This is a genomic window from Arthrobacter sp. UC242_113 (assembly GCF_044054585.1).
In the GTDB taxonomy this organism is placed as follows: domain Bacteria; phylum Actinomycetota; class Actinomycetes; order Actinomycetales; family Micrococcaceae; genus Arthrobacter.
Genome location: NZ_CP171968.1, coordinates 1625222 through 1642273, shown reverse-complemented (window position 1 = coordinate 1642273; position 17052 = coordinate 1625222). Strand labels below are relative to the sequence as shown.

The following is a 17052-nucleotide window of genomic DNA, read 5'->3' as shown; positions in this document are numbered from 1 at the left end:
GCCTGCAACATGCCATTTCGAACCAAACCCAAAGGAGCAGATTTGGGACTCAAGGATCCATCCGGCCATACCAACAGCGCTGCCGCACCAGGCGTGGAGCGCGAGTCCGTCGCCCGGCTGCGCCGGCGGCCCAACGCGCGGGTCCTGATCATCGGCGGCGGCATCAACGGCGTCGGAACATTCCGGGACCTCGCCCTGCAGGGCGTCGACGTGGCACTCGTGGAGCGCGGCGATTACTGCCAGGGCGCCAGCGGCGCCTCGTCGCACATGATTCACGGCGGCATCCGTTACCTGGAGAACGGGGAGTTCCGCCTGGTCCGGGAATCCGTGGTTGAGCGCAACACGCTCCTGCGGATCGCACCGCACTACGTCAAGCCGCTGCAGACCACGATTCCGATCTTCAGCACATTCTCTGGTGTGCTGGCCGCGCCCCTCCGGTTCCTGACCCATAAGCAGCATGGCAAGCCCAAGGAGCGCGGCGCGTTCCTGATCAAGCTGGGACTGAGCCTTTATGACTCCTTCTCCCGCGACGGCGGCAGCGTCCCGCGCCACCAGTTCCGCACCCGGCACAAGGCGCTGGCCGAACTCCCGATGCTGCACCCCGGGGTCAAGTACACCGCCACCTACTTCGACGCGTCGGTGCACAACCCGGAGCGCCTCACTCTGGACGTCCTGCAGGACGGTGAGAAGGCGGGCGCGGCTTTCAACACAGCCCGGGCCAGCAACTACCTCTCCCTGGTGTCCGTCCGTTCCAACGCAGAGGGATCCAGCACTGCGGGTCTCCGTGACGAGCTAACCGGTGAGGAGTTCAGCTTCACTGCGGACGTCATCGTCAACACCACCGGCGCGTGGGTGGACCTCACCAACCAGGCCATGGGTACGCCCACCACGTTCATGGGCGGGACGAAGGGCTCGCACATCGTCCTTGACCACCCCCGCCTGCTCGCTGCCTGCGACGGACGAGAAATCTTCTTCGAACACACCGACGGCCGGATAGTCCTGATTTATCCGATGGGCGACCGCGTGCTGGTGGGAACCACCGACGTCGACGCCGACATGTCGGAAGACGCCGTCTGCACCGACGGTGAGATCGACTACTTCTTCGACCTCATTGGCCACGTCTTTCCTGACATCGCCGTGGACCGCGGACAGATCGTCTACACGTTCTCGGGCGTGCGTCCGCTGCCGCGGCACGACGCCACCCAGCCCGGCTTCGTGTCGCGGGACTACCGCATCGAACGGCGCGGCCCGGAAGCGGGCCCTCAGGAGGGCGGCGCCGTCGTGCTTAGCCTGGTGGGCGGCAAATGGACCACCTTCCGGGCCCTGGCTGAACACCTTGCCGACGACGTCCTCGCCGAACTGGGAACGGAACGGAAGATTTCGACGGCGAAGCTCGCCATCGGTGGTGGCGCCGGGTTCCCGGACAGCGAAGCCGGCATCCAGAAGTGGATCAAGGCTCATATGACCCCCACGCGCGACGCTGACCGGACAGCCGGTCTCCTCACCAGGTACGGCACCCGTGCTGGGGAAGTAATCAGCCATCTCGACGCCGGACACGACCGCCTGCTGCGCTCCACCCGGGAGTTGAGCGTCAGGGAACTGCAGTTCATGGCCGCCCACGAACAGGTGGGGCACCTCGTCGACGTGCTGATCCGCCGCACCTCGCTCGCGTTCCGCGGCCTGGTCACCGGAGAACTGTTAAACGAAGTGGCCGAGGCCTTGGCCGAGCCGCTCGGCTGGGATGCGGCAGGGGTTGCCGCGGAGATCAACCACGCGCAGGAGGTGCTGAAGCGATACCACGGCGTCGAGGTCCACAGCCTCGTCGCTTAGCGGGAAACCGTCCTTCAAACAAGCGAAGGACTGACAACAGAAAATAGAGGAGTCAAAGATGTCTCTTGGATTGGTTTTTCTTTCCGAAGTTTTCGGAACCGGCATGCTGACCCTGCTGGGTTGTGGTGTGGTGGCCAACGTTGCGCTCAAAGGCACGAAGGGCAACAACGGAGGGTTCCTGATGGTCACCTGGGGATGGGGCATCGCCGTCTTCGTCGGCGTCTACGTCGCCGCCAAGTCGGGCGCACACCTGAACCCCGCCGTCACTACGGGTTTCCTGGTCAACGGCAAAGCCGAATACGCTCCCGGCGTTCCGGTCGACCTCGCGTCCACGCTGACTTACTACGGTGGTGAGCTTGTCGGTGCTTTCCTCGGCGCCGTGCTGACCTGGCTCGCGCACAAGCAGCACTTCGACGCCGAACCCGAGCCCGCCAACAAACTCGGTGTCTTCTCCACCGGCCCGGCGATCCGCTCCACCCCCTGGAACCTGATCACGGAAATCATCGGCACGTTTGTGCTCGTCTTCGTGATCCTCGCCTTCGGCGGTACGCCGTCGGGCCTCGGCCCGCTGGCCGTGGCGCTGCTCGTCGTCGGCATCGGCGTGTCCCTGGGCGGGCCCACCGGCTACGCCATCAACCCTGCCCGTGACCTCGGACCCCGCATCGCGCACGCCGTCCTGCCCATCAAGGGCAAGGGATCGAGCGACTGGAGCTACTCCTGGATCCCGGTGGTGGGCCCGCTGGTCGGCGGCATCCTGGCCGGCCTCGTGGGGCATCTCCCCATCGTGTTCACCGCGGCCACCTGAACTACGGAAATTTCTTTCAAAGGCACTGACCCTGCAGCACCGATTTTCGAAACCATATCCATAACCACATCTGTTTACATGCAAGCACAACGACAAGGACGTCATCATGAGCCAATACGTAATCGCCGTCGACCAGGGCACCACCAGCACCCGCGCCATCGTCTTCGACCAGAGCGGCAACATTGTGTCCTCCGGCCAGATGGAACACGAGCAGATCTTCCCGCAGGCCGGGTGGGTGGAGCACAACCCCACGGAAATCTGGGACAACACCCGCGAGGTCATCGGTTCCGCACTGTCCAAGGCGAACCTGACACGGCACGACATCGCCGCCGTCGGCATCACCAACCAGCGCGAAACAGCGGTGGTCTGGGACAAGACCACCGGCAAGCCGATCTACAACGCGATTGTGTGGCAGGACACCCGAACCCAGCCCATCGTGGATGAACTGGCGCGGGACGGGGGAGCGGACCGGTTCAAGCAGAAGGTGGGGCTGCCGCTGGCAACATACTTCTCCGGGACCAAGATCAAGTGGATCCTGGACAACGTCGACGGCGCGCGGGAGAAGGCCGAGGCGGGGGACCTCGTCTTCGGCAACACCGACTGCTGGGTGCTGTGGAACCTCACCGGCGGCGTGGACGGCGGAGTGCACGTCACTGATGTCACCAACGCCTCGCGGACCATGTTCATGGACCTCGAAACGCTGCAGTGGGACGAGGAGATCCTGGGCATCTTCGGTGTTCCGGCGTCCATGATGCCCGCCATCAAGTCCTCCTCCGAGGTCTACGGCACTGTCCACACCTCGCAGCTGCTGCGGGAGGTCCCGGTGGCGGGCATCCTCGGCGACCAGCAGGCGGCCACGTTCGGCCAGGCGGCGTTCGAGACCGGCGAAGCGAAGAACACCTACGGCACCGGGTGCTTCCTGATCTTCAACACTGGTGAGGAGATCGTCCACTCCAAGAACGGGCTGCTGACCACGGTCGGTTACAAGCTGGGCGACGCGGCCCCGCACTATGCGCTGGAAGGGTCAATCGCCGTCACCGGTTCGCTTATCCAGTGGCTGCGCGACAACCTGAACATGATCAGCAGCGCCCCCGAGGTGGAGTCCCTCGCCGCTTCGGTCAAGGACAACGGCGGCGTGTACATCGTGCCCGCGTTCTCCGGACTCTTCGCCCCCTACTGGCGCTCGGATGCACGCGGCGCGATCGTGGGCCTGACCCGGTTCGTCAACAAGAGCCACATTGCCAGGGCGGCGCTTGAGGCCACCGCCTTCCAGACCCGCGAGGTTTTGGATGCGGTCAACGCCGACTCTGGCGTTCCGCTCACGGAACTGAAGGTCGACGGCGGCATGGTCGCCAACGATGCCCTCATGCAGTTCCAGGCGGACATCCTCGGCGTCCCTGTTATCCGCCCGAAGGTGGTGGAAACCACCGCGCTGGGCGCAGCGTACGCGGCGGGCCTCGCCGTCGGCTTCTGGAAGGACCTTGGGGAGCTGTCCGCCAACTGGTCCGAGGACAAGCGCTGGGAGCCGAATCTGGATTCCGAGGAGCGGGAACGGCAGCTGCGGCTCTGGAAGAAGGCTGTCACCAAGTCCATGGACTGGGTCGACGGGGACGTGAGGTAACGGCTGTGTCCTGCGATCCGTGCTTGGAGTTCCAGAAACTCTCAGCCGGCTCCTGAACTCCCAGGGCAGTTCGGGGGGTACGACGGCCCGGACGCCGTGAACGCCACGGGGTTCCGGGCCGTCGCCTGCTCAGGCGACCTTAGTCGTCGTCGTCGGCGCCACCCGGCGCGGCAACTTCGGCGCGCGGAGTCTTGGCATAGACGGACTTGCTGACCGAGTACCCATGTTTGTCGATCACAAGGGCCTGCTTGTTGATCTCCCTCAGCTGATCTGCGCTGAGTTTCTTGATCTTGACGAGGTCCATGGTTTCCTGCTCAGGCCCGCCCACAGCCGTCACTTTCACCAGCCCCGTGCCCGGTGAATAGAACTTCCGCTGATGGCCCGCGCTGGCCGGTTCCAGAGGATTGTATTCGTCGACAACCAGCACGTTCTTGTAATTGCCGGTGGGCACCCGCACCTGCTGGTCCCTTTTGATGACATCTCCGCAATCCAGGAAATCGACTTTCGGTGCGTACGCCTGGATGTAGTGAGGGCCGCTGATCCGGGGCTTGGCCTTCATGGCTATGCCTGCCTTCGCCTTGTCCAGCCCGCTGATGAAAGTGCTGGGGGCGCCCGCGAACTTTCCGTTCTCAAACTCTTCCGGGTACTCCCCGAGCAGCCACACGTCGCCTTTTCTGGTCTGGGCGAAGAAGGCAAGCTCGGACTCGACCAGTTCGCCGTCGTTGTAGTCCCTGTCCCACATCACCAGAGTTTTCACGCCGTCCACTACCTTGGTCAGTCCCGTTATGGTGTGGACCACGGTGCGCTTGGTGGTTTCGCCGGCTGACTTGGCAGTGCCGGTGGTCGTATATTGCATGCCCGGCTTCAGCGGGAACCACATGTTGGTGACCTTCGGCTTCTTTGGGAAGTCCGCCCTGTGGAACGTCGTGGCGGAGCCGGGCCCGCACAGGTCCTGGGGCGCCCTGGACGCGGCAGCCGCCCCGGACGTCGACGTGAACGTAGCCAAACACAGCATGAGCGCGGAACCCAGCGCCGTCAGGTGTTTCTTGTATGTGAGCATCTCTGTTGCCTTTCTCTGACGTGTATTCGGCGGATGCCGCACTCAGAGCAGCGCGTGGCCAGGCGAGGCAGGCTGGATGCGCTGCACTCGCTGTTGGTGTGGGACCTGGCGCTGGGCCTGACATGCCGGGGACGTTCCGTCCTGGGCAGGTAACCGGTCCACTGCAGGCTCCTCAAGCCGAGACCGTCGCCCTGCCCCCAAGCGCCTGGGCTAGATCCCGTGCGCTTGGTGTAAATGGTGGACCCGCTTCTACGGTTTGGCAATGGTGATTTCTTGCAATGCCGCCGCGCCTTTTGCCTCAGCTGCCGGCCCTTCTTGGTGGGCCGGGGCGATGTCTGTTTCAGCATGGACCCGCAGAGACGCTAAAGTAGTTTTATGCGTGCGATCCTTCTGCTTAGCTAGCCGCTTGGTATCCCGAACAAATACGGATTATCGAGCGGCCGCCCCTCCATGTCGAGGGGCTTTTGTGTGTCCGGGGAGACCTTCCCGGCAGGCGGCGTGGATCAGACCGTTGTGACAGGACAGAGGTCATGACAGAACAGAAGAGGGCAGCAGTGAGCGTTCAGCCGGAGACCGAAACCGGAACAGCAGCAGGTGGAGCGGAGACGCCCGAGGAGGGCGCGTACAGCTTCGCGGCAATGGAGGCCCGGTGGCCGCAGGTGTGGGAAGACCTGAAGGTCTTCACCCCCGCCGACGACGGTTCCCGGGAGCGCCGCTACGTCCTGGACATGTTCCCCTACCCGTCCGGCGACCTTCACATGGGCCACGCCGAAGCGTTCGCCATGGGCGACGTGGTGGCGCGCTACCTGCGCCAGCAGGGTTACGACGTGCTGCACCCGATCGGCTGGGACTCCTTCGGGCTCCCCGCGGAAAACGCGGCAATCAAGCGCAACGCCCACCCGAGCGAGTGGACCTACGCCAACATCGACACCCAGGCCGCCTCCTTCAAGCGTTACGCCATCTCCGCCGACTGGTCGCGCCGGCTGCACACTTCCGACCCCGAGTACTACCGCTGGACGCAGTGGCTGTTCAAGCGCTTCTACGAACGGGGCCTCGCTTACCGCAAGGACTCACCGGTCAACTGGTGTCCCAAGGACCTGACCGTGCTGGCCAACGAGCAGGTTGTCAACGGCGCCTGCGAACGCTGCGGCACGGCCGTGACCAAGAAGTCGCTGAACCAGTGGTATTTCAAGATCACCGACTACGCCGACCGGTTGCTGGACGACATGTCCGAGCTGCAGGGGCATTGGCCCGAGCGGGTACTGGCGATGCAGCGAAACTGGATCGGCCGCTCGGAAGGTGCGCATGTCCGGTTCGTGATCGAGGCATCTGACGGACGTGCCGAGCGCGAAGTCACGGTCTTCACCACCCGTCCGGACACCCTGCACGGGGCCACGTTCTTCGTGGTGGCCGCGGACGCTCACCTGGCCCTGGACCTGGTGACGCCTGAACACCACGACGCACTCATGGCCTACCGCGAGAAGGTCAAGGCCCTTTCGGACATTGAACGCCAGTCCACCGAGCGGGAAAAGACCGGTGTGTTCACCGGCCGCTACGCCATCAATCCCCTCAATGGTGAAAGGCTGCCCGTCTGGGCAGCGGACTACGTCCTGGCCGACTACGGCACGGGCGCCATCATGGCCGTCCCGGCGCACGACCAGCGCGACCTCGACTTCGCCAAGGAGTTCGGCCTGCCTGTGCGTGCGGTGCTGGACACTGGTGAGGAGGATCCCGCCGTCTCGGGTAAGGCAACAGCGGGCGAGGGCACACTGATCAACTCGGGTGCGCTCGACGGCCTTCCCAAGGCAGAGGCCATTCCGGCGGCCATCGAAATCCTCGGCAAGCAGGGCACCGGGGAGAAGTTCGTGAACTTCCGACTCCGAGACTGGCTCCTGAGCCGCCAGCGCTTCTGGGGCACCCCGATCCCCATCATTCACTGCGCCGAGTGCGGCGAAGTACCGGTACCCGACGAACAACTGCCGGTGACGCTGCCCGAGAACCTGCGTGGTGAGGCGCTGTCCCCGAGGGGCACTTCGCCCCTGGCCGCAGCCGCCGAATGGGTCAATGTCGAGTGCCCGAACTGCGGACGTGCCGCCCAGCGAGACACGGACACCATGGACACCTTCGTGGACTCGTCCTGGTACTTCCTGCGTTTCGTCTCCCCGCAGTACACAGAGGGTCCGTTCGATCCGGCGAAGATCAACGAATGGATGCCGGTGGGGCAGTACGTCGGCGGCGTCGAGCACGCGATCCTGCACCTGTTGTACGCCCGCTTCTTCACCAAAGTCATTCACGACATGGGCCTGCTGGCGGCGGATGAGCCCTTCAGCGCCCTGCTCAACCAGGGGCAGGTCCTGAACGGCGGCAAGGCCATGAGCAAGTCGCTGGGCAACGGCGTGGACCTGGGCGAGCAGCTGGACAAGTACGGCGTCGACGCCGTCCGGCTCACCATGATCTTCGCTTCCCCGCCCGAGGACGACGTCGACTGGGCGGACGTTTCGCCGTCGGGCTCCGCGAAGTTCCTGGCCCGCGCCTGGCGCCTCGGCCAGGACGTTTCCAGCGCCCCGGGGGCTGACTTCAGCACCGGTGACCGGGCCCTGCGCTCGGTCACGCACCGGACCATCGCGGACGCTGCGGAGCTGCTGGACAACAACAAGTTCAACGTCGTGGTTGCCAAGCTGATGGAGCTGGTCAACGCCACCCGCAAGACCATCGACTCCGGTGCCGGCGGGGCCGATCCGGCCGTGCGTGAAGCCGCCGAGGCAGTGGCCGTCATCCTCAGCCTCTTTGCGCCCTACACGGCGGAAGACCTGTGGAACGTCCTGGGGCACCCGGCGTCGGTGGCCAACGCAGGTTGGCCTTCGCACGACGAGTCCCTTCTGGTGCAGGAGACCATCACCGCAGTGGTCCAGGTCCAGGGCAAGGTCAGGGACCGGCTCGAGGTTGCACCGGCCATCTCCGAGGACGAACTGCGCGAGCTTGCGCTGGCCTCCGAGAATGTCCAGCGCGCCCTCGACGGCCGGGGCATCCGGACCGTGATCGTGCGGGCACCTAAACTGGTGAACATCGTCCCGGCATAGCACCGTCATTTGAGTAGCCCGGTGGCGACTGACCGGGCTCCGGCCGCCGGCACTGCCGGCGGCCGGAAACAACTGCAGGGGGTGTGCCGTGATAGACCGTGAACCGGCAGCCTGGCTGTGGTTAAAGGAGCATCTGGTCCGTCTTCGCCAGGCCACCAGGCCGGGCCAGGTCCCGCCCACGGGGGAACCCGCCGTCGTCGTCCGCACCGCAGTGGTGACGGATTCCGCTGCCGCTTTGCCCGCCGACTGGGTGCGGGCCTTCTCCATCAACGGCCGGTTGGCCGTCATTCCGATGCCCGTCATGGTGGGCGAGGAGATCTATGGCGAGGGCGAGGACGACATCACTGGCACCATCGCCGTGGCCATGGCCGCCGCGACGCCGGTTAGACCTCCCGCCCGTCGCCGGGACAGTTTGAGCAGGCGTATCTGGCCGCCGAGCGGCAGGGCTTCGAGTCCGTCGTATCCATCCACATCTCCGGTGGTCTTTCCGGCACCGCTGATGCCGCCCGCCTCGCGGCCGGCCGGGTCAGGATCCCTGTCGAGGTGCTGGACACCCGCACCGTCGGGATGGCGCAGGGACTGGCCGTACAGAGTGCCGTGGTGGCGGCGGCGGACGGTCGCGGTGCCGGCGACGTACGCCGGCTCGCCGAGGAGCGCGCGGCAAGAACCAAGGTGTATTTCTACGTGCCCAGCCTGGAGCAGTTGCGGCGCGGCGGACGCATCGGCGCAGCAGCTTCGCTGGTCGGAGCCATGCTGTCCATCAAGCCGATTCTCGCGGTCGACGGCGGCAAGATCGTTCCGCTGGAAAAAGTCCGTTCCGCGGCGAAAGCCATTGCCCGGCTTGAGGAGATCGTGGTGGCAGAGGCCGCGGGCCGGCCGCTGGGGGAGGCCCGGCTGGCCATCCACCATTTCGGTAACCGGCCCGAGGCTGAGATGCTCGCGGCACGCCTGGCGGCGAAACTCCCGGCCTGCCCGCCGGCGCAGATCAGCTCGCTGCCTGCCGTTCTGGCGGCCCACGCCGGGCTTGGCGTCCTCGCCGTGATCGTGGGGGAGAGCAGTTCGTCCGTGGCCGGTTGCCTCGCTGCCCCGTCCAAGGCAGCCGGCACCAGCGGTACTGAGCCCGCTACCTAGTCCTGGGTGTCTAGATGCACCCGTAGTCGTCAAAAGGGGGTATGCCCTTATGAGCTCACCTGAGCGCCCAACTGGGAGGCAGCACAGAGCGGTCTCAGCACTGGGAACGCCGTGAGCTGCTAGCCAGTTCCGGTTCTCGGGTTTTTCAAGAAAACTTTGGATCCGGCCCCCTGTGGGTGCAATCCGCGTGTTAAATGTCAGTGCCCCCTGTCATGCTCTGGGTGTGGATAACGAGGCAGCTGCGGAGACGTTGGAGGCCATCGGTGCCTCTGCGCTTGCGCTGGCTGCTGAGCTCCGTCGGGTGGCTGATCCGGGTCCGGCCGGCGCGGATTCGCTGCAGGCTGAGGCGGATCCGCGGGGGGATCAGGCGGAGGTGTGCCTGGACGGTCTGGCTGGGGTGGCCAGGATGGAGGCGCGGCTGGCGGCCGTGAAGGTGAACTTGGCCGCCGGTTACGCGGAAGCGGAGGAGGCCATGACTCCGCCTGGCGCGTCCGTGCAGGACCGGACCGTCCGGCGGATGTCCATGACTGCGGAGGTGGCCGGCGCGCTGACCGTCAGTGAGGGCTCGGCGGAGCGGTTGCTGGTCGAATCCGCCAAACTGACCAGGGATCTGCCGTTGACGCTCGCCGCGCTGGGTTCAGGAAAACTGTCGTGGCAGCACGTGCGCATCATGTGCGAGGAAACGGACGGGCTGTCGCCGGAAGCGGCCGCGGCGTTTGAGGCGCACTTCCTCGACCCGGACGCGCCCAACGCAGCGCGGGGTTGCCCGGCGGGGGAGCTGACGCCGGGCAGGTTCCGGGCCAAGGCACGGTATTGGCGGGAGCGGCACCATCCGGTCAGCATCGAGACCCGGCACGTCAAGAGTGTGAAGGACCGGCGGCTGGAGTATGTCCCGGACCGGGACGGTATGGCCTGGTTCTCGGCGTACCTGCCGGCGGACAAGGCCGCCGGGATCTGGAACCGCACCACCGCCGCCGCCCGCGCCATGCAGGGCCCCACCGAGTCCCGGACCCTGACCCAGCTGCGCGTCGACGCCTTCGCCACGTGGCTGCTCACCGCAGGCCACCCGCTTGACGGCGCGGTTGACGGCCCGCCCCCAGATGTCCTGCCCGCAGACTCCACGCCGGCCCGTGAGATGCCAGCCAGTGAGACGCCAGCCGGTGATGCACTGGCCGGTGGTGTGCCGTCCGGTCTTATGCCGGCCGGTGATGCGCTGGCCGGTGGTGTGCCGTCCCCCACGGCGCAGGTCCTGGTCACCGTGCCGGTGTTCTCGATGCTCGGCCTGTCCGATGAGCCGGCCACACTCGACGGGTACGGGCCGATCCCGCCGTCCATTGCCCGCCGGCTCGTCGCCGACGGCGCAACATCATTCCACCGCGTCCTCACCGACCCCCGCGACGGGGCTCCCCTGGAGATCGGACGCACCAGCTACCGGCTAACAAAACCAATGCGCCAGTGGCTGCGGCTCCGCGACGCCAAGTGCACGTTCCCCAACTGCAACAACCACTCCCTGGACAACGAGGCCGACCACATCCTGGCCTGGGCAGCTGGCGGCGGCACTGGCGTCGCCAACCTCGGCCAACCTTGCCCGAAACACCATCGCCTGAAACACGCCACGGCGTGGAGACCGGTCGGCGCCACCCGTGACGCCCCGCCCGGCTGGATTTCGCCGTCGGGACGGTCCTACCCGGCCGAGTATCAGGACTGGGAACCACCCACCTGGCCAGAAGCACCGCCTGTCGAAGATTGGCAGGAACCGCCACCAGGCCGGGACTGGCCCGAGCCGCCGGACCGGCCAGATCCACCGAACTGGCCAGACGAACCCGATAGCTTCGACGGGGTCGATAGCCCCATGTCCGTCGACGGCCCTGAACCACCACTGCCTCTGGATCCTTGGCCCCATTGGGCATCATCAAAAGCAGCGTAGGAACACGCCTGCCTCCACCCCGCGGCCGTCGGGGTACAAACACCGCTGCCCATTTGTCGTGGCTAGCAGAGCCTGCCCGCCGGTAGTACAGTCTCCCCACCGAGCAAGGAGGCTCCTATGTCCATGCAAGTCCACCACGTCGCCCAGTTGGACAGGGATGTGGCCGAGGAAGTCACGAACTGGATGAAGTACCTGAAAGGGCAGGTGACCAGCGTCCAGTTCCTCACCACCACGATCCCTGATCCCAAGGAGCCGGAGAAGTGGCGCGTGCAGTACGAGGCCTACATCACCTACCAGCGGTAGTGGCGCTATCCACATGGCGCAATCCACATGGCGTAATCCACATAGGGCGTGACGGGACTGTCGGGAAGGATGACAGTTTCCTAGCGTGGTGGATATGTCACGCCGGACCGCTGGAGCATCAGCCAGCGCTCAGGCGCGCGTTGGTGAGGGGCGCCCGGGCGCGGGGCGCTCTGCGGGACGTGGCTCCGCGGGGGAGGGTGCAGCAGATGGGCGGGCGGCCAGAAGGCTGGCAGCCACGCTCGGACGGCCCGCTAAGCCTGGCCTTTCCTGCGATGAAGACAAGAAGGATTCGTCGCAATGCGGTGGTCCCGCGGGGCTGCTGGAGACGGGAACGGAAGGCGGCTTTGCCTACGGCCGGCAGGCCGGTTCCGCTGGGTCTTCGGTGTCCGGCGAAGTCGCCGAACCGCGGCTCCGCTGGCGTCTGGGCATCCGTGCCGCGGTATTGGTGGGGGTGCTGTCGCTGATTGCCGGAGCCTTGCTCTGGTGGCAGGTGGCTGCCAACGGTCCGGTTGTCCTTCCGCTCAGCTCTGTCACCCACGACGCGGCCGGAAAACCAGCCGCCAGCACACCCGGCCCGGAGGGCAACGACCCGGAGAGCAGCAGCCCGGACGATGACAGCACCGTTAACAGTGGGCCGGACAGTGACCGGACCGTTAACAGCGACCGGAAGGCCGCCGACGGCAAAGATGGCGACGGAACGCCGGCCAGGAACGTCGTGGTGCACGTCGCCGGAGCGGTGAAGAAGGCCGGAGTGGTCCGGCTCCCGCGGGGAAGCAGAGTACACGAGGCCGTCGCCGCCGCCGGGGGCGCCAGCCCGGAGGCCGATCTCGACCGACTCAACCTCGCCTCGCCACTGGAAGACGGCCAGAAAATCTACGTACCGCGCCGCGGCGAGGCAGCACCGACCGGCACATCCGGTACCGCACCCGCGGACAAATCCGGCGCCGCCGGCGCGTCAGGAGCGGATGATGCCGAAGCCGGTGGAGCCAGCGGGCCTGCAGGCGACAGCGCCGTCGGCAAGATTTAACCTCAACACCGCCACCGTGGAAGAGCTCGGCGAGCTGCCACGGGTAGGCCCGGTGCTGGCCCAGCGCATCGTCGACTGGCGCACGCAGCAGGGCCCCTTCAAGTCACCCGAGGAACTGGACGCCGTCGACGGAGTCGGCCCCAAAATGCTGGAAACGTTGCTTCCGCTGGTGACCGTCTGACATGAACAGCAGGAACGAACGCGTGCCCAGCAGATGGCACCGCTATGTCCAAGCGGCCGTGGATTTCCCAAGGCTCGACTCCGCACAGGTCGAAAATTTGTCCGGCGATTCCGCCACTGCTGATTCCTTGCCGGCACAGCCTCCGGCCCGGCCCGGACCCGTGAGTGCCCTCAGCCGGAAGATGCGCGCTGACATCCGCCGCCGTCTGCTGCCGGACGAACAGGACGTCGTCGCAACCGAACCGAACCGGCGCCGGACGGACCTTCGCCTTGCCCCGGCCACACTGCTGGTTTGGGCATCCACCGTCGCCGGGCCGTGGCTGACACCGGGCATCCTCCTGGTCGTTTGGGGCAGTCTCGCCGCATGCGCCGGAGTGCTGCTCGCCATGCTTTTGCGGAGGAAGAAAGCTGAAGGACGCTGGCGTCGCAGTTTCCTGACCACCCTTACGGCAGCACTCATGCTTGCCGCGGCATCGACTGCCCATTCGGCAGTGTCATCGTCCCAGCGCCACGACGAGCAAGTGGCAGGACTCATCACAGCGGGGGCATCAGCCGTGGCGGAAACAGAGATCACCGGGGCGCCCCGTGCCCTCAAGACGCCCGGCCCCTCCGGGCGTGCCGAACGCTGGGCAGTGGCTGCGGTGGTCCGGACCTTGACGTCGGGCGGTCAGGTAATGCACGCGCATCTGCCGGTGGTCATCATCGGCGGGCAGGAGTGGCAGCACGCCGGCACCGGCCAGGTCCTCCGGGTCACGGGAAAGCTCCGTCCTCCGGACCCGGGCGGGGTAGAGGCGGCGATCCTGACTTCGTCATCGCCGCCCGTCCAGCTCGCAGCAGCACAGGATTGGCAGCAGGCGCCGGCCGCCCTGGGCAAACGGTTCGCCTCGGCCGCCGCTTGGCTGGCCCCCGACGCGAGGGGCCTCCTCCCGGGCATGGTCACGGGCGACACCGGCGGCTTGAGCGAGGAGCTCGAGACGGCCATGAAAACCGTGGGCCTGACGCACCTGACGGCGGTGTCCGGGGCCAACTGCAGCCTGATACTCGGCGCTCTGCTGTTGGCGGCACGCTCACTGCGCCTAGCCAGGATCCCGGCCGCAGCCGTCGCCCTCACGGGCCTCGCCTTGTTCGTCCTCATGGTTGGTCCCGACGCGAGCGTGCTCAGGGCATCGCTGATGGGTGCGATTGCTTTGGCATCCCTGGCAGGAGGCCGGGCTGGCCGCGGACTGAGCTTCCTATGCCTGGCCGTGATTGCCCTGCTGCTCTTGGCGCCGGAACTGGGCGTCAGCTTTGGCTTCCTGCTCTCGGTCCTGGCCACCCTGGGGATCATTGTGCTGGGCCGCTGCATCATGGGCTGGTTTCCGCCGAGCGTGCCGCGCTGGGCGGCGGCAGCTGTAGCTGTTCCCCTGTCGGCCCAGGTGCTGTGCGGCCCCGTCATTGTGGTGCTTCAGCCACAGTTTGCCACCTACTCGCTGCTGGCCAACGTGCTTGTTGCTCCTCTCGTGGCACCCGTCACCATCCTGGGCACGGCGGCCGTGGCCCTCCTGCCCCTCGTGCCATGGCTGGCGGCGGTACTGATCGGCGTGGCCGGGTTCTTTGCCGGTGGGGTGGCAGCTATCGCCCGGTCTACCGCTGGTCTTCCCGGCGCCGCGCCGCCCTGGCCGCAGGGCGTGTTCGGGCTGTTGACCATGCTGCTGTTCTCCGCTGTGACTTTGCTCACCGTGTGGACGGCTGCTCATCCCGCCCGGACCGTCAAGATGGTCTTTGCCGCGCACGCCGGCACCGCTCGCCTCCTTGACCTGCTGCCGGAGGCCGCGTTCCCCCGCGGCGGCCCGGGCGACCCTGGGAGACTTAGCGACCGTGGGAGACTTAGAGTCTGCAATCTGAACTCCGGGAGGAATCACCAGTGGCCGCTGCCCAGCAACGACCGAAGACGCCGGCAGCCAATTCGGCGACCTGGCGGGACGTAACCCCTGCGGCCGTCGTCCTGATCACGGGTCCCGAGGAGTACCTGGGCATCCGGGCGATGGACCGTGTCAGGACACAGGTACGGGCGGCCTCACCCGACGTGGAAGTCACCAGACTCGACGCCGGCGCATACGAGGCCGGGGCGCTGGCCATGAATGTCAGCCCGTCGCTGTTCGGTGAGAACAAGCTGATCGAGGTGGACGGCCTCGAATCGATGAACGATGCCTTCCTGACGGACGCACTGACGTATCTCAAGCACGTGGAACAGGACGCTGTTCTCGTACTCAGGCACGGCGGCGGAACCCGCGGCAAGAAGCTCCTCGACGCCGTGAAGGCCGGGGGATGGCCGACTGTCGACTGCCAGCCGCTGAAGAAGGATGCGGAAAAGACTGCCTTTGTCACGGCGGAGTTCAAGGCCGCCGGCAGGCGCATCACCCCGGAGGCGGTCCAGTCGCTGGTCAACGCGGTCGGCGCCAACCTGTCAGAGCTGGCGGCGGCGTGCAGCCAGCTCATAGCCGACGCGTCCACCGCCGTTGATGCTGACATGGTGGACCGCTACTACGGCGGAAGGGTGGAGGCCACGGCGTTCAAGGTGGCGGACGCCGCCATGGCCGGCAATGGTCCTGTTGCCCTGTCCACACTCCGGCACGCGCTGGCAACGGGCGCCGATCCGGTACCGCTGGTGGCGGCATTGGCCGCGAAGCTGCGGACTGTCGCCAAGGTCGCGGGCGCAAAGGGATCATCGGCACAGATCGCCAAGCAGCTGGGCATGCAACCGTGGCTGGTGGAGCAGGCGCAGCGGGACGTCCGGAGGTGGACGCCGGAGGGCCTGGCCCGGTCCATCCAGGTCACGGCCGAAGCCGACGCGCAGGTCAAAGGACTTTCCCGCGATCCGGTCTATGCGGTCGAACACGCCGTCACGGTCATTGCTTCAGCCGCCCGCGGCCGTTAGCCCTTTCCTGGTCTGTAGACGCAGCCTGCAGAACCGGGCCAGCGCGTTGACCGGGCTGAGCTTGTAGGCTCAGTGCCAGGGGGTCGTTGTGTCTGATGATTTGTCGAGCGGTCCGCGAGGGCGCCGGTTCTGCCTCGGCGTTCTCACAGCAGCGCAACCCGAAATTTGGACCCTCGCAGCCAGAGCCGCGGAATATCCCCAGGATCAGGGACTTGCCAGCGAACTGGCCGGGGCACTCCGCAGTCCGGCATCCGTATCGGCTGCTGAATCAGCTGGTGGCAGGGCGCTGCTGGCTGGCCTCACCGAGGCGGTGGACGCCGCGCGTTACTGGCAGCAGCCCGACGAAACCGACGCCCTCCTCGCGCAGCCCGCCATCCGGTTGGCATTGGGCCCGGTCGCGGATACCTTGGCTAACTCCCTTGCCGCGTGGTGGGGGCCCGGGTCCCTGGACCGGGACCGCCAGTGCTTTGTGCAGTGGACCGACGAACGGATAGGTCAGCCGCCGGATCCCCGCGGCGCAGCCAGAAAGTTGTCCGATTGGAAGGCCGCAGCTATGGCGGACGAACGCCAGGCGGCTGAACGGCCGGAGAACCCGGACGCCAACTGGGGCGGCTGGTGGTGGTCCACTCCGCGACCATCCGAACTGCTGACGACCACCCGGAGCATGCCGGAACTCGGTGCCACTGGTCTCCTGCTCGTCGAGGACGGTCTTGGGTGGAAGCAGGCCGCCGTTTGGCCGCTCGTAACGCGGCCGGACTCCCGCGTGTATGAGATCGATGGCCCGGCGGCGTGGACCTGGCTGGCGGCGCGGTACCCAATGGACGTCAGCCTCTCCAAACGCCACGACTGGTGGCGGACCACGGGGATCGCCGGACCCTGGCTGGTTCCTGATTGGTCTGCCGTTGCTGCCGACTACGACGGCGTCCATCTCACCCTCTGGGGATACCTCACCACGGCCGGACTCGCCCTTGCCGCAAGGCCATCCGCCGGACCGTCAGTTGCAGTGTTTGAGCGGACAGTATTGGCGGGCTGGGATCCCGATGAGACCTACTGGCTCAACGACGTCCTCACGCACGGCGCCGCGCCCTCGGACTGGCGCATTGACGGGTCCGGTCGCTGGACCGGGGGCCGGAAGTCCGGAGACCGCCGTCGGACCTGAAACCCGCCGTCG

General features: G+C 66.5%; 12 protein-coding genes and 1 pseudogene. 12 read left to right on the top strand and 1 reads right to left on the bottom strand.

What is annotated here, in order from left to right; translation table 11 throughout:
• Positions 1-9: 9 nt before the first annotated feature.
• The 3 genes from ACHMXB_RS07275 to glpK all read left to right on the top strand — a co-directional run bounded on the left by ACHMXB_RS07275 (position 10) and on the right by glpK (position 4256).
• Positions 10-1830 (top strand): glycerol-3-phosphate dehydrogenase/oxidase, encoded by a 1821-nt coding sequence (locus ACHMXB_RS07275; protein WP_395404051.1) that lies wholly within the window; start codon positions 10-12, stop codon positions 1828-1830.
• A 58-nt stretch (positions 1831-1888) separates the two neighbouring features.
• A complete protein-coding gene (locus tag ACHMXB_RS07270) occupies positions 1889-2635 on the top strand; it encodes an MIP/aquaporin family protein (protein ID WP_395404049.1) in 747 nt (248 codons plus the stop codon).
• A 106-nt stretch (positions 2636-2741) separates the two neighbouring features.
• Entirely contained in the window at positions 2742-4256 is a 1515-nt protein-coding gene (gene glpK / locus ACHMXB_RS07265; RefSeq protein ID WP_395404047.1) for a glycerol kinase GlpK, read from the top strand.
• A 139-nt stretch (positions 4257-4395) separates the two neighbouring features.
• Here glpK and ACHMXB_RS07260 read toward each other — a convergent pair whose 3' ends face one another.
• On the bottom strand, positions 4396-5316 hold the full coding sequence (locus tag ACHMXB_RS07260) for a hypothetical protein (protein ID WP_395404045.1): 921 nt from the start codon (positions 5314-5316) through the stop codon (positions 4396-4398).
• Positions 5317-5870: 554 nt separating this feature from the next.
• Between ACHMXB_RS07260 and leuS the strand changes: the two genes are divergently transcribed.
• The 9 genes and pseudogenes from leuS (at position 5871) to ACHMXB_RS07215 (ending at position 17040) form a co-directional block, all read left to right on the top strand.
• Complete coding sequence (gene leuS / locus ACHMXB_RS07255; protein ID WP_395405173.1) at positions 5871-8396, top strand: leucine--tRNA ligase; 2526 nt, start codon at positions 5871-5873, stop codon at positions 8394-8396.
• An 88-nt stretch (positions 8397-8484) separates the two neighbouring features.
• Positions 8485-9527: pseudogene (locus ACHMXB_RS07250) on the top strand (DegV family protein).
• Positions 9528-9750: 223 nt separating this feature from the next.
• On the top strand, positions 9751-11454 hold the full coding sequence (locus ACHMXB_RS07245; RefSeq protein WP_395404043.1) for a DUF222 domain-containing protein: 1704 nt from the start codon (positions 9751-9753) through the stop codon (positions 11452-11454).
• Between the two features lie 117 nt (positions 11455-11571).
• Entirely contained in the window at positions 11572-11757 is a 186-nt protein-coding gene (locus ACHMXB_RS07240) for a hypothetical protein (protein WP_395404041.1), read from the top strand.
• A gap of 94 nt (positions 11758-11851) precedes the next feature.
• Positions 11852-12784, top strand: a complete 933-nt coding sequence (locus ACHMXB_RS07235) for an SLBB domain-containing protein (protein ID WP_395404039.1) — start codon at positions 11852-11854, stop codon at positions 12782-12784.
• 16 nt (positions 12785-12800) lie between these two features.
• Positions 12801-12965, top strand: a complete 165-nt coding sequence (locus ACHMXB_RS07230) for a ComEA family DNA-binding protein (RefSeq protein WP_395404037.1) — start codon at positions 12801-12803, stop codon at positions 12963-12965.
• A gap of 160 nt (positions 12966-13125) precedes the next feature.
• Entirely contained in the window at positions 13126-14931 is a 1806-nt protein-coding gene (locus ACHMXB_RS07225) for a ComEC/Rec2 family competence protein (RefSeq protein ID WP_395404035.1), read from the top strand.
• Positions 14868-15881: a DNA polymerase III subunit delta gene (holA, locus tag ACHMXB_RS07220; protein ID WP_395404033.1), complete on the top strand. Its 1014-nt coding sequence runs from the start codon at positions 14868-14870 to the stop codon at positions 15879-15881. The genes ACHMXB_RS07225 and holA overlap by 64 nt, the downstream gene beginning before the upstream one ends.
• Before the next feature lie 88 nt (positions 15882-15969).
• Entirely contained in the window at positions 15970-17040 is a 1071-nt protein-coding gene (locus ACHMXB_RS07215) for a hypothetical protein (protein ID WP_395404031.1), read from the top strand.
• Positions 17041-17052: the final 12 nt, after the last annotated feature.

Excerpts from the sequence above, each read along its gene's own strand:
- ACHMXB_RS07275 (WP_395404051.1), top strand. The coding sequence starts at position 10 with ATGCCATTTCGAACCAAACCCAAAGGAGCAGATTTGGGACTCAAGGAT.
- ACHMXB_RS07270 (WP_395404049.1), top strand. The coding sequence starts at position 1,889 with ATGTCTCTTGGATTGGTTTTTCTTTCCGAAGTTTTCGGAACCGGCATG.
- glpK (WP_395404047.1), top strand. The coding sequence starts at position 2,742 with ATGAGCCAATACGTAATCGCCGTCGACCAGGGCACCACCAGCACCCGC.
- ACHMXB_RS07260 (WP_395404045.1), bottom strand. The coding sequence starts at position 5,316 with ATGCTCACATACAAGAAACACCTGACGGCGCTGGGTTCCGCGCTCATG.
- ACHMXB_RS07240 (WP_395404041.1), top strand. The coding sequence starts at position 11,572 with ATGTCCATGCAAGTCCACCACGTCGCCCAGTTGGACAGGGATGTGGCC.
- ACHMXB_RS07235 (WP_395404039.1), top strand. The coding sequence starts at position 11,852 with ATGTCACGCCGGACCGCTGGAGCATCAGCCAGCGCTCAGGCGCGCGTT.